The sequence below is a fragment of the Paenibacillus sp. YIM B09110 genome (genome assembly GCF_037167145.1).
Lineage (GTDB): Bacteria > Bacillota > Bacilli > Paenibacillales > Paenibacillaceae > Pristimantibacillus.
On record NZ_JBANSP010000044.1, the window covers coordinates 1 to 12,939 of the forward strand.

The 12,939-nt window shown below is 51.9% G+C and carries 8 protein-coding genes; 2 read left to right on the top strand and 6 right to left on the bottom strand.

The window, feature by feature from the left end; all coding sequences use genetic code 11:
• Positions 1 to 593: 593 nt before the first annotated feature.
• Positions 594 to 1,268: a hypothetical protein gene (locus V8F51_RS30445; protein WP_337104263.1), complete on the bottom strand. Its 675-nt coding sequence runs from the start codon at positions 1,266 to 1,268 to the stop codon at positions 594 to 596.
• A gap of 236 nt (positions 1,269 to 1,504) precedes the next feature.
• Between V8F51_RS30445 and V8F51_RS30450 the strand changes: the two genes are divergently transcribed.
• Together V8F51_RS30450 and V8F51_RS30455 are read left to right on the top strand one after the other, a co-directional pair.
• Positions 1,505 to 2,377 carry a hypothetical protein gene (locus V8F51_RS30450; RefSeq protein WP_337104264.1) on the top strand — a complete coding sequence of 291 codons (873 nt, stop codon included), beginning with the start codon at positions 1,505 to 1,507 and terminating at the stop codon, positions 2,375 to 2,377.
• Between the two features lie 277 nt (positions 2,378 to 2,654).
• The gene (locus V8F51_RS30455; protein WP_337104265.1) at positions 2,655 to 4,673 is read left to right on the top strand and encodes a copper amine oxidase; all 2,019 of its coding nucleotides are present in this window, start codon (positions 2,655 to 2,657) and stop codon (positions 4,671 to 4,673) included.
• A gap of 88 nt (positions 4,674 to 4,761) precedes the next feature.
• On the opposite strand, the gene V8F51_RS30460 is transcribed toward V8F51_RS30455, so the two are convergent.
• The 5 genes from V8F51_RS30460 to V8F51_RS30480 form a co-directional block, all read right to left on the bottom strand.
• Positions 4,762 to 7,620, bottom strand: a complete 2,859-nt coding sequence (locus tag V8F51_RS30460; RefSeq protein ID WP_337104266.1) for a glycosyl hydrolase family 28-related protein — start codon at positions 7,618 to 7,620, stop codon at positions 4,762 to 4,764.
• A gap of 164 nt (positions 7,621 to 7,784) precedes the next feature.
• Entirely contained in the window at positions 7,785 to 9,935 is a 2,151-nt protein-coding gene (locus V8F51_RS30465) for a sensor histidine kinase (RefSeq protein ID WP_337104267.1), read from the bottom strand.
• Positions 9,913 to 10,626 carry a response regulator transcription factor gene (locus V8F51_RS30470; RefSeq protein WP_337104268.1) on the bottom strand — a complete coding sequence of 238 codons (714 nt, stop codon included), beginning with the start codon at positions 10,624 to 10,626 and terminating at the stop codon, positions 9,913 to 9,915. Before V8F51_RS30470 ends, V8F51_RS30465 begins: the two co-directional genes overlap by 23 nt.
• Positions 10,627 to 10,799: 173 nt before the next feature.
• The gene (locus V8F51_RS30475; RefSeq protein WP_337104269.1) at positions 10,800 to 11,414 is read right to left on the bottom strand and encodes a PH domain-containing protein; all 615 of its coding nucleotides are present in this window, start codon (positions 11,412 to 11,414) and stop codon (positions 10,800 to 10,802) included.
• Positions 11,415 to 11,503: 89 nt separating this feature from the next.
• Positions 11,504 to 12,754, bottom strand: coding sequence for an S-layer homology domain-containing protein (locus tag V8F51_RS30480; RefSeq protein ID WP_337104270.1), 1,251 nt, complete (start codon positions 12,752 to 12,754; stop codon positions 11,504 to 11,506).
• Positions 12,755 to 12,939: the final 185 nt, after the last annotated feature.

The following is a 12,939-nucleotide window of genomic DNA, read 5'->3' on the forward strand; positions in this document are numbered from 1 at the left end:
CTTTCATAAAGCAATGTAATCGCCCGAAAAAATAAGCTTTACTTCGAACAGACATTATTTGTTGGGTAAGACTCCGGATTTAAGGGGCCTAGCCGTATTTGCAACATAGCCCCCGCTTTGTGCCCAAAAGGCAGTTAAACGCTCGAAGTTACTGCGAAAATCCAACATAGCTCACCAGACCCGCCAATTTAGCCCAAAGTTACTGCAGAAATCCAACATAGCTCAATAACGTGGCGACGGTGAAGGTGCAGCGGGTCAAGCTGAGCTCGTAAGTGGAAGTAGTTTAGGTGATTTGCTGACGGCTCTTAGCGAGCTAGGTGCGCGAAACGTGCCATCGGACGGCTAAGTTGGATAATTGCAGTAACTATAGGCGGTTTTGTGTGCTGAGGGGGGCTATGTTGGATATTTGCAACATAGCCCCCTGCTTTGTGCCCAAAAGGCAGTTAAACGCTCGAAGTTACTGCGAAAATCCAACATAGTTCACCAGACCCGCCAATTCAGCCCAAAGTTACTGCAGAAATCCAACATAGCTCAATAACGTGGCGACGGTGAGGGGGTTGAAAAAGGTGAAACGTTAATCATGCTGCGGCGGTTTACCGCAGCATGTGAAGCGCATTGCCGGTCAGCTCGTAGTAGCGGGCTGTTTTTCCTTGCGAAATATTGCGCATCCAGCCTTTCTGGACAAGGGCGAGCAATAGCTTGCGGGCGGTGCGGAAATCAACGTTTAAGAGGCTGCACACATCCTTGGGGCGAACCGGCCGTCCAAGACGCCAGGCGAATTGCAGCAGCTCTTTCTCTGCGATGGCGTTGGCATTGGCTCCTTCTTGGTCTTTGCGAAGCATATGAGGACCAATAACGTGCTGCAGCAGCATGCGACACAGCTCAGGTCGGCGTTCGATGTCGTCGAAGGAGAAGTGGATCATTTTCCAGCCTAATCCTATAAGGAAGGTGTCTCGATTCAGCGAGTAGTTGAACCGCTCGCGGTCCATATCCTTCACGTGGCTCTGGAAGCCGTCGCATTCAATCCCGAACTTACCGAAAGGTGTAATGTAAGCGAGGTCGATAAACTGCGATTTGCGATTCCAATCATAAATCTCGTACTCGGGATGACAATGCTCGAAGCTGCCGAATAGCGGCCACCAAACATTCTGAAGCAGCAGCCTTTCGCCGAAACCGTGACCTCTTAGCAAACGGCCTTTGCGCTCGCCTTTTCTTCTTTCCAAATGCTCCTCGATAAGTGCCTTGTGCGCCAACTCGAATTGATCCATTCCACTCGCCCCCTGGTTTTGAAAACAAAAAAAGAACGCCCTCGCCAAAAATGGCAACAGGACGTTCTTCGTCTAGTTCCTATTCTACCGCATCATGGCGATGTGAGGAAGATTACTTTGCCGCTTGGCTGAATTTTAACAAAGCTTTACTTTATTTTTACTTTCGCGGGGCGTTACTTTTACTCTACTTCTATACAATAGCTTCATAGCGCATGAATGAGGCAGGAGGTGGCGGATTGGTCAAGTACAAGTGGACGTTATTGTCGACGGCGTTCGTGCTCGTTCTTGCGGCGATATTTCTCTTGCAAGGAACGAAGGATGCCGGGGCGACTGGTGATTTATCGGATCCGTTTCTTGATCCGTACGCGTTATCCTTGGCGCATCGCCATGCGGGAGCGGGGTCGGAGACAGCGGCGGAAAAGAGCGTGGCGATTCGACTGGAATGGCCGGAGGGTGAACCGCAGGCGGGCGTGCCGTCCAAGCTTTCGCTATCGATTGCCGGAGGCGGCGGTAAGCCGATTGATGCATTCGATATAACGAATGAAAAGCTGCTGCATCTTATTGTAGTAAGCGAAGATCTGCAGCATTTCCAACATGTTCATCCTGAGTACAAAGGTGGCGGTGTGTTCGAACTTCCGGTAACATTCCCTGCCAGCGGCAAGTTCAAGCTATATGCGGACTTTGTTCCGACGGGGCTGAACGAGCTTACAAGAACCGGACTGGTTACGGTGAGTGGCACAACGGCGGGTTCGGCGGTTCTTAAGCCGAGCGAGATGCTTGAGACCAGTGTTGACGGGATGAAGGTGAAGCTCGAGTTCTCGGATGAGCTTGCGCCGCAGACGCAAATGAGCATGACCTATACGTTTACTGACGAGAAAACGGGTGATCCGATTACGGATCTTGAGCTTTACTTGGGGGCGGTCGGCCATGTTGTTGCGATCGATCAGACAACGGAACAGTTCATCCATATCCACCCGCTTAACTGGGCATCATCAGGTCCGCAGGCTGTGTTCGGGGCAGCATTCCCGGTAAGCGGCATATACAAAGTATGGGGGCAATTCCAACGAAACGGCAAGACGTTTGTGGTGCCGTTCGTCATTAAGGTGTAGCGGCATTAACGATTCAAGCCTCTATCCTCGCGAATGCGAGGGTGGGGCTTTTTTTTGTTTTCTGCAAGGAGTGAAGAGATCGGAAGCAACATTTTACCGAAATGAGAGGAACTTCTTATGCAACCTTTACCTTGGCCTCCGTGAATTATTACCTTTACATGTTAGGATAATTGACATAGATCGAAAGAGAAGAGGGATGCGATGGTGTGAGATAGGGGTGGGCATACATTCTAGCAATCATAACCGCACGAGAATACGTTCATAACGGAGGGAAACTATGAATAAGAAAAAGATGGTTGCATCGGTTATCGCTTTGTCTGTCGCTTTTGCCACGGTTAGCTTCCTGCCAGGAGCGCTCGGCATCGATCGACTGAGTGCCGCAGAAATCAACAAGATGGTCTATCACCCGCTGAATCCGCTAACTCCGCAGGAGATTGAGAAAGCATCGCAAATTATTCGCGATTCTCAGTATGGCAGCAAAGATATGTATTTCTCCGAAATTAAGCTCGAAGAGCCGGACAAAACAAAGGTTTGGGCTTGGGATGCGAACCCGATCACGAAGCTGCCGAGGGAAGCGACTTTCACGCTCATTAAAGGAAGTAAGCCTTACGAGGGTACGGTTGATCTGGACACCGACAAAATCACCTATTGGAAAGAAGTAAAAACAGGCTGGCCGCTCTATACGGAGTGGGGTCAAACGGAGTCTATTGTTGAGGCGGACGAAAAAGCGGTCGCTGCGCTTGCGAAACGCGGTCTTACCGACCTGTCCAAAGTGCGTTTCGCTGACGGTCCGCTGGGCGACTACGGCCCGCAACTGACGCCTCCGGGCTCGCGTCTTGCCATCTCCGTGCCTCGAGTGAGCGTAGAGGGTATGGTGAACAACATGGCTCACCCGATGGACGGACTTTCCTTCCTGGTTGACCTGAATGCGAAGAAAGTACTTAAAATCTATGAAACGGGAACGCCTCCTATTCCGACAGATCTGAATGATTACTCGAAAGTGATCAAAACAAAACGTACGGATGAAATCAAGCCGCTCATCATTAGCCAGCCGGAAGGCGCAAGCTTCTCGGTTAAAGGCACGATGGTAGACTGGCAGAACTGGAAGTTCCACTTCCGTCTTGATCCGCGTGTAGGTCCAATTGTATCGACTGTTACGTACACAGAGAACGGCGACAAACGTAAGGTCATGTACGAGGGCGGTCTTGGCGGCATGATGGTTCCTTACGGCGATCCGGATCCGGCTTGGCTGTACAAAATTTTCATGGACGCAGGCGAATATGGCGTAGGCTTGTCGGTTCGTACGCTCAATATGGGTTCCGATGTTCCGAAAAATGCAACATTGTTCGACGCTGCGCTTAATGACACGGCGGGCAAAGCTAACGTAATTAAAAGTGCATTTGCCTTGTTCGAACGTTACGCCGATGCGGAATGGTCGCATAACGGCGACGCAAGGGAACGCCGTGAGCTTGTGCTTCGCGCGATTGCGACAATCGGCAACTACGATTACATTTTGGACTGGGTATTCCTGCAAAATGGTTCAATCAAGCTGATGGCCGGCGCAACGGGTCTTGCTCAAGCCAAAGCGGTCGACACGAAAACGATGTCCGACCCAACGGCGGCAAAAGATACGCGCAATGGTACGCTTGTGGATACGAACATTGTAGCGCCTACGCATCAGCATATTTTCAGCTACCGTCTGGACTTGGACGTTGACGGTGAAACGAACTCCGTTGGCGAAATTTTGCCTAAAGCGATTACGGTATCCAATCCGGAATTTGCCCGCAGCGAAATGATTATGCAAGAGAAAACATACAAAACGGAGCAAGAAGCGATTCAAAAGTTCGATCCCGACAAAATCGTTCTCGTTAAGAGCGAATCGAGAAAGAACATCCTCGGAAACACGACGGGCTATCAAGTTATTCCGTTCGCGGGCGGCACGCACCCGTTCATGGAAGAACCGCTCTTCACGAAAACGGACTATGTATTGAAACGTGCGGAATTCATTAATAATCATATTTGGGTTACGCCTTACAAGAAGGATGAGCTGTACTCGGAAGGCAAATACACGACGCATAATACGGACACGGGTCTTGGCCTCTGGACGCAGCAAAACCGTGATATTGAAAGTGAAGACTCGGTCGTATGGCTGACAACGGGTACGACGCACGTCATGCGTGCGGAAGAATTCCCGATCATGCCTACGGAGTGGGTAACGGCGATGATTAAGCCTTGGAACTTCTTCAACGAGACGCCAACGCTTGACCTGCCGATCATTGATCCAGCAGCGCAATAACACAGGTTATCCAAGCTTGATAGACTAAAGTGCAATAGCCCGTTCGGGAGCCTAAGGAGGCAAGCGAACGGGCTATTGCATTGTTGATTTACAGATTAGGTTTGTCGGCTTGTTGTTTGCTGCGTTTGCCGCGCTTGCGCAGCCATAACGTCAGTCCCAGCGCTGCTGCGGCTATAGCTGCGACAACGGCGGCGAACATGCCGTACGGGGCGGAGCCGGCGGATTCGGGCTCCGTTGCCGAGGCGGCTGCTGTTTCCTCCGGCAATGGCTTCTGCTCCTGCTCCGGCTGCTCTGCGGGTGTTGCTTGCGGCTTTGGCGCTGTAATTTTCAAATTGGCGAGATTATGCTGCCATAACGGATTGTCGCGCCACTGGATGCCGAGAGAATCGGCTATGGAGGACCGGACCGTCACCTGAGCCTCCTTGCCTGCGTTAAATATAGGATGAGCTCCGCGAATGAAGGCGTTGCTAATCTGAAGCTCGCCGTCCTTCACGATGGAGAAGCCGTGTTCACCTGCGCTTTCGAAATGCGAGAGCAGCATATTCACTGTTCCATGCTCCAGCACGATGCTGTTGACGGGCGCTCCCCAATGATCGGAGCTGAAGAAGGTCACTTCTCCGTCAAACCCGGTCCCCGTTTCGATATAGCGTCGATCCTCTGCCGCTCCTATAGTTACGAGCTGCGTATTTATGAAGTTGAAGCCTTGCGCTCCAGTCTTCTCGATGACGACTGATCGTTTTGCCCCGTCAACGCCGAGGCCGAGGCTGATGCCCGATGGCCCAATACCGTTCTCCTCGGTCAGAAGAAGTCCTCTCTCCGAGCCGAAGTGAAACACATTGTACAGGATTTGATTACTGACGTTGCCGAGCGTCAGGAAATCGAGCTCGTTATATCCGTAATCGTAAATGGCCTGGAAATCCTCGTCCCTGGTGGGGGAACTCGGCCAGCTGCCGTATTTCGATTCTTGCCCCGCTGCGTAGGGAAGCGGATTGAATTGCAGATTGCTTATAATTCCGTCCTGCGAACCGCCGCCCGCCTTAACGCCGTTATGGAAGACGTGTCCGGCGGCGTAGTCGACATAATGGCGATCCGACCGATGCGAGAATAAGTCGATGCCGTTATAGACGCCTCGCATGCCGATGTTGATCATGTATACATCGCTTCCGAGCGCCTGCATCAAATAAGGATAAGCCGCGACCTTCGGCATTTGCTGCTCGGGGTAATCAAAGACGAGACCGCGTGCTCCGCTTCCTTGTTCAAGCTTCAGGAACGGCTCGCCGTTCGGATTGTCTCGGTCGGCGTATACTTGAATAATGCTGCCTGGACCTGTGGGCACCGAACCGTTGTCTAGCGAACCCTTCAACTCGACGCAGGCCGGGACGACGAGGCGGCCAAGCACTTTGTATTTGCCCGGCGGCAAGAACACGACGCCGCCGCCCTCATCGCCTGCAGCGTCCAGCGCCCGCTGGATGGCCTTCGTATTGTCTGTCTTGCCGTCGGCCTTCGCCTGGAAGGGCGCATCCGTGACGACGTAAAGCGCCTGCCGCTTCGGCTTGTGGTTCTGAGGCGACATGACGGGGAAAGCCGGGAGCTGCTTGTAGGTGACCGGCGTATGGTCGATGATCGATATATATTTTGATTGATTATCGATCATTGGATCGCCATTGAACCGATTGCTGGTTAGAATGGCTCGGGATTCTTCGCCCAAGCTTACATGCGGCGATTGGTTATTGAAATCATTGTCGGAAGCGATCAAAGTGCCTCCGTCGATTGCGACTTCTCCGCTTGCAATATCGCATTGGCGCATCATTAGCTTCGTTAACGAAGCGGCGCTCGAATAGATCGCTTTCTCCGATGCCTCAATGCTGCAGCCGTACAGCTGAAGCGCCCCTTCCTGTTCGGAGCTTGCAACAATGCCGTTTACGCTGTGCTCGATCTTAACGTTTGTGAACATAATGCCTACGCCGCTTACTCCGTCGAACAGGATGCCCGTCTTAGCGTCTTTGATGTGCAAATCGTAATGGTGGCCGTTCGGCACCGCCCCTGGCGTGGCTATGGAATAGGCGGCGTGGTAGCCTATGCCGTAGCCTTCTATAGATACATAGCTCGTATAAGACCAGTCGTTGCGCCTCATTATAATGCCGGTGCCGTTCTCGTAAATCCATTGTTCATAGGAGTCGCCTCTACTAGGCGAGCCTGACAGCCCAGAGCCTGCCCAATACGCAGGCGAGAAATCGACCCAATCGATCCGCCCAACGTCTACAATATTATCGATCTCAATGCCTTGGGATAGCGGTGTGCCGTAAATATTTTGAATGACGGGGCTCGTTCCTCCGTTTGTATGGGAGAACACGATCCCCGAGTAAGCGTTAACAAAAGTTAGGTTGGTGACATTGCAGTTCTCGTTGCCCCATACGTTAGGCCTGCCGAGCAAGACAGAGGGAGGGTATGGGACGATATCATCGGGCAATTGCTCGGGGTACCAGATGGACAAATCTCGAATGCCGGAGGAGGTTTCCATCGTTACGAAGGCGGGTGCTTCGGCGTCGTTTCTGCCGGCGTACGCCATGAGAACCGTCCCTTGAACGGGTTGTCCCTTAATCGGTTTGGCCCACTCGCCGCGCAGTGTTACCCCCTTCGGTAATACCAAGTTGCCTCGAACGACATATTTCCCTTCCGGCAGGAACAGCGTGCCGCCGCCTAGTCTGCCTAATGCGTCAAGCAAGGACTGTAGTTTGCCGGTGACATTGGTTATGCCGTCGCCGACGATGCCGTGTTCTGGAGCGGAATAGGCAGCTATGAGCGTGGAGCTGCTTTCGTAGAGTGGTTCGATCAACTGCCAATTGGGCGCGGGATCGTTAGCAGCGTACGTAGGAGAAGGCGGTATTGCTGCGAATGCAAGCGACAGAAGAATGGCTAGCGGAATGAGACTTGATATTCGTTTCATTACATACGCTCCTTATGCAAAAGATGGAAGGTTCGATAAGTTGTTTCCATCCTATCCCAGCCTCGGAGCTCGAACAATAAGGGAAGTATAAACAATTAGGTCTACTATTGGCTAATAATTGAAGAAGATTTGGCAGCCCAACCGATGGGGAGGTTGGGCTGGCGCTACGAAGCAGCTAAAGGAAGCAGCAGTGAGAAGACGGAGCCGCTGCCATCTATTTCGTTCAGGCTGACGGTCAGCCCGCCGCCGTGAATATCGGCGATTTCCTTAGCGATCGACAAGCCGAGGCCGCTGCCGGGAATGCGGCTGTTTCGTGACCTATCGACGCGGTAGAAGGAGTTAAAGATGAACGGCAGGGCATCTTCCGGGATGCCTGCGCCGGCGTCGGTGACGCGGAATATGACGGCTTCGGCTGCATACTCCATGGTGAAACTAATCGGGCAGTCGGCATCGGAATATTTAAGGGCATTATCGATGAGGTTGTCGATGACTCTCGCGATTAGATGCTTATCGCCATTGATAATTAACGGCGCTGATAGTTGCGGTCGAACAGCTGTGAATGGCCTCTTCTCCAATCGTGTGTAGGCCGTCCATTTCGCTGTTGCCGTATCAAAGAAAGCTGCGGCATCCACGCTGTCGAATTCGGCGTTTAGTTGGCGGGTCTCCAGCAAGCTAAGCTCGTTCAGATTTCGAACGAACTGGTTAATGGTCTGAATATCCTCATAGATCCGCTTAAGATAGATACCTGTATCGGCCGGCGCTATTGTGCCGTCCGTTATGGCGTCGATATAACCGCGAATGAGTGTTATTGGCGTCTTCAAGTCATGCGATATGTTCATGAGCAGCTCCTTGCGCCAATGCTCCATGCGCGTAAGCTCGTCAACCCGCATCGCAAGCTCGGAGTTGATTTCACTGAGCTGCTCCGTACGCTGTTCGACCTTGTGCTCGAGCTGCAGATTATGTTCGTTCTGCTGCTCCATAAGCTCGCGGATTTTCGTTGACATGCGATTAAATGACCGCAGCAGCTGATTGAATTCAAGTGTCCTCGTATCGTTCGGCGTTGCGGAGAATTGTCCTTCGCCGAGTTCGGCGAAAGCGTCCGCCAGAAGGTTGACCGGCCGCGATACTTTGGAGCGCAAGTAGAAGGCAAGCGCAACGCATAGAAAGAAAGCGACTACGCCAAGCAATGACAGTTGCATAATGAGTTGATCGCGCGTCTTCTCCGAGAGTTCTTGTGTCGCGCTGTGAATCGGCTCCAGCAGCTTATGTTCGGGAATAACATAGCCTAGAATCCAGTTGGTCGTTGGTATCGAGCGGCTGAATATAAGCTTCCGCTCGCCGTTAATCTTAAGGCTGCGATAGCTGTCTACCGTATCGTTGCTGAACAGTGTCTCCAGCTTCAGTTGCTCAATCTCCTCCATGCCGTGCTGCTGGGCGGCGATCAGCTCGTGATCGCGATCGAGCAGGAGGGCGTAGCCGTTCTCGTCGCCGAATCTTGTGTCGAGCACATTGTCTACGAATTGCTCGATTGTTACGTCCGCGGCAACTACGCCTCGCAGCACGCGCTGCTCATCGTAGACGGGCGTCGTGGCGGTGAACATCCAGCCTCGCGGCGTAATGTCATAGTAAGGCTTCGTCCAGGCGACCCGGTTAATATTAGGACGTACATTAAGCGCATCCGAATAGAAGCGGTAGGAGGTGAGGGCGAAGATCGGCGTATTCGGATTTCGCTTCACCGAGCCGTTGTATTCAGGGTAATAAAACGACCCGGCGGCCGGATGGATATAGTAGATGGACACGATATTCGGCTTGCGCGACGTCTCGGACTTGAATAGAGGGAACAGCGCCTTGCTCTTGGCTAGGTCATGCGCCAGCTCAGGCGAAGGATAGTTGTTCGCGTTATTCGTGCGTACCGAGATGACGCCCTCGCCATTCGCGTTCTTCTCGACGAAACGGCCCCCTTCGTTATCGTAGGAGAACACGATCGGCTTCACGCTGTTATTGCTATGCTTCAATGAGAAGATGGATTCAGCAAGAGACTTAGAGAGCAATACGGCATCTTCGACGAGCCTGAGCTCGGTGTCGATCGCGCGAACCTGCCCGTCGATATTGGCTTCGTACATGCTTATGTAATTTTTTTCGGTCATAGCCGTATTCCTTGCATTGAAGTGACTGAGCTGCGAAGTAACGGTCTTGCCGGCAAATATGGATAGAAGCAGAAGAGGGACGAGAGAGACGGTCAACATAGCCGCAAGCATCTGGAAGGCGAAGGTGCGCGGTTTAAGAGTGAAATTAAGTCTCTTTAATCGGTTCATCGAACTTGTACCCGATTCCGCGTATGGTGACGATGCGCTCCGGTGCTGCGGGATTGCGTTCGATCTTCTTGCGAAGATGACCGATATGCACTTGCAGCGTCTTCGTATCGAGGCTGTTCTCATAACCCCAAATATGGCTTAGCAGACGTTCGGTCGTCAGCACTTGTCTCGCATTTTGCATGAGATAAGAGAGGAGCTGGAACTCCTTGGCGGACAGCTCGACCTTGGCGCCGTCTACGTATACCTCATGGGCGTCGATGCGGAGCTGCACATGGTCGGAAGTAATGGAGCTGGAGGCGGCGGGGGTTGCTCTGTCGCGGACGATGCGGTTCCGGCGCAGCTGCGCCTTAATGCGGGCGACCAGCTCGATCGGACTGAACGGCTTGCTCACATAGTCGTCTGCGCCGACGCTCAGCCCCACGACCTTGTCGATCTCGGTATCTTTGCAGGTGAGAAAGACGATAGGCACATCGGTCTTTTGTCTCAGCCTGGCGCACAGCTCATAGCCCTCCATATCGGGGAGCAGTACGTCAAGGACGATTAATGAAGGCTGTTCGTTCTCGGCTAGCTCGATAGCCTGCTTGCCGCTTGTCGCGCTTAAATGGCGGAATCCGTCCTTCGTCAAGTACATGCCAACGAGCTCGCCGATCCTAATTTCGTCGTCTACGGTTAAGATGAGTTCTCTCGTCATGTCCGTTCACCTCTTTATGTCAAAGTTAAGAGAGCAGTGTATGACTTAAATATAAACGCGAAAGTGAGGTTTATGCAACAACTATGTTAGTTTATATGACACAACTATATCTTGAGGTGAGCAAAAATAAGCCGACGCATGATGCGCCGGCTTATTGCAGTATGCTATTGGCATTACTGATTGATATAACGCTCGAAGATTGAACCGAAATCTTTTACTTTATATTGCTTATGTGTGTCTACCATCCAAGTGAACGCAGCTTTGTTAATCGCATCGAACTGGGATACGACATTGAAGTCGCCCTTGTGGACCGACTGGATCGTCGTGGATGCCATGTTCAAGCTGTTTCTGGCGAATTCGAGCGTCAAGTTGTTCTCGTGCGTAATTTCGGAAATTTTCATAAGCGCTTTGTACAGATCCTTAAGCTCTTCGATATGCTTCTTATGCACGTCGATACTGAGAACGACGGGACCGATCGTGAACTTAATCTCCACGTCGAGATCGACCGTTCCGGCTGTTTCCATCGATACGTTGGCTATCGGATTGGTTGCATACGGGTAACGTCTAAGCGTACGCTTCTTGCTCATTGCGCTCGTGCCGTCGAGATGAATGAGTGCTAAGTTCGTGAAGCAGTATTCGTCGGCCTTCGATTTGATCAGGAAATAAATTTTCTCGTCATCCTCGTGCAAGACGTAATCATCGGAATCTACCTTGTCGTAATTATTGGGATGAATAACGGAGCCCACGTCGCTCAGGCCAAGCACATCCGCTGCTATTTTGCCAAACATCGAACCAATCCTCTCTACGTAAAAATAACGTACCCACACATTATATAATAATTGTTGGAAAAAATGTTATCGATTTTGCGCCGCAGCGCTTAAGCTTTCTTCGCTGCGATCGAGAAAATGACTGTTTTGGCTGCGCTGTCGACTTGGATATTGACGTTGTCATTGCCGATGGTCGTTTGCTGTGAAGCGACTTTGCTGCCGCTTTCGACGCGCTTGCAAATGTCGGCGAACAGCTCGCGGAACGCAAAGGCGTTGTAGCCGAACAGTTGATTGGCGAATTGATCGATAACCTCTGAATTGCGCGCCAATGCCCCTTCGCGCAGACGGATCGTCACGCCATAGGTGTTGTATTGCGGGTCAAGCCATATGGCAGCTTCCTCCGTTGCGGCGGAAGTGCCTGAAGCATGGTTAGTAACGCTGTCCTTCTCCGCTTGGTCCTTGAATAGGCGCAAAGTTGTTTCGTATAAATCATGATTCGAGCCGCGGAGTTGGCCCGCTGCGCTCAGCGCTTCATAGGCGTCCCACATCCGCTTGTCCGGGAAGACGACGATCTTGTTGCCGCCGCCGGCCGTTGGAACGCTGCGTTCGAGCTTCTCGGGCGATATCTTAACCGCGAGTCGTTTGGTCTTATCCGTCAGCCTATTCAAGATAACGAGCGCTTCCGCACGGGTGACGGTATCGCCTACGCCGAAGAAGCCGTTCGGATACCCTTGCATGATGCCTTTCACTAGCGCCTCGGCGATGAACTTCTGCTCGCGCTCGGTCGCTCCCATGATGTCGCCGTATGCCTGCGCCATCTTCTGGCCGAATTGGCCGTCTTCCAAAAACTCTGTTTCTTGCAGCGTGTAGTAGATGATCTCGGCTACGTTTTCACGCGTCATATTGGCTTGAAAGTCGCTATAGCGGCTTTTGTTCAGGAAATGCAGGTCGCTTGCAATGTCGATGAAATCCTTCGCCCAGTATCCGACGATACTTGGCTTGAAGGTGAAGTAACGGTAATCCTGCTTCAGAATCGATTGGTTCTCCGTACTTAGAGATTGCAGGAAGGTTGTGGACCAGCTTCGGGATCCGTTCAGATGCAGATCGGAGTAGGAGAGAATGAGCATTTTGATAAATTGGTCGACTTGAACGGGCTGCTGCGGCAGAAACTTGCCGTCAGGATAACCATCGAGAATGCCGCGCTTCACCATCTCGCCAATCGTCTGTTCGGCCCAGTGTCCGCGCGTGTCCTTGAAGGGAGCGGTTGCTGCGGAGGCGTGGTCGATGCCGGTACGAAATGCGCCTGCAGACCCGAATGTCAGTAAAGTAATCGTGAAGAATAACAGAACATAACGCTTCATTAAAATCATTTCCTCCTAATTTATAAACGAATGCCTCGAGTTCTAGATAACCATATTTAAGCAAGGGAGAGAACTGCCTTTATAACTATTGCGAATGGGGTTAGTTGGGCGCATGACGCTTAGGTCGGAGAGCATATTCGTCATAGGCCGACAAGGCAAAAAATCCCGAACATCCGCTAATAGCT

What these genes read in the sequence shown, in the direction of transcription:
- V8F51_RS30445 (WP_337104263.1), bottom strand. Translation starts at nt 1,268, where the DNA reads ATGGATCAATTCGAGTTGGCGCACAAGGCACTTATCGAGGAGCATTTG.
- V8F51_RS30455 (WP_337104265.1), top strand. Translation starts at nt 2,655, where the DNA reads ATGAATAAGAAAAAGATGGTTGCATCGGTTATCGCTTTGTCTGTCGCT.
- V8F51_RS30460 (WP_337104266.1), bottom strand. Translation starts at nt 7,620, where the DNA reads ATGAAACGAATATCAAGTCTCATTCCGCTAGCCATTCTTCTGTCGCTT.
- V8F51_RS30465 (WP_337104267.1), bottom strand. Translation starts at nt 9,935, where the DNA reads ATGAACCGATTAAAGAGACTTAATTTCACTCTTAAACCGCGCACCTTC.
- V8F51_RS30470 (WP_337104268.1), bottom strand. Translation starts at nt 10,626, where the DNA reads ATGACGAGAGAACTCATCTTAACCGTAGACGACGAAATTAGGATCGGC.
- V8F51_RS30475 (WP_337104269.1), bottom strand. Translation starts at nt 11,414, where the DNA reads ATGTTTGGCAAAATAGCAGCGGATGTGCTTGGCCTGAGCGACGTGGGC.
- V8F51_RS30480 (WP_337104270.1), bottom strand. Translation starts at nt 12,754, where the DNA reads ATGAAGCGTTATGTTCTGTTATTCTTCACGATTACTTTACTGACATTC.